Here is a 253-nt window from a genome sequence, read left to right on the forward strand (position 1 = left end):
GACGCCAACGACTGATGGGACAGGCACAACGAGCGTTGTGACCGTCACTGAAACGCCAAAGGATCAACCAAGCCTGCCAGCAGTCACAGTCAACCCAGGCGAAACGGTCAAGACGGGTAAGACGACAGTTACGAACGATAACCCAGGTGTGACAATGACGCATGACACGACTGGGACGGATACCAACACCACTCCAGGCCTTGGTGAGCATGTCACAGGCGATGGAACAGTTTCCTACTTCAAGTCAGCCAAC

At 54.5% G+C, this 253-nt stretch carries 1 pseudogene; it reads left to right on the forward strand.

Going from position 1 to position 253, the window contains the following annotated elements:
- Positions 1–253: pseudogene (locus tag HC026_RS12630) on the forward strand (hypothetical protein); the annotation flags it as partial.

Origin of the sequence: Secundilactobacillus angelensis (assembly GCF_012641075.1) — a bacterium.
Taxonomy (GTDB): Bacteria; Bacillota; Bacilli; order Lactobacillales; family Lactobacillaceae; genus Secundilactobacillus; species Secundilactobacillus angelensis.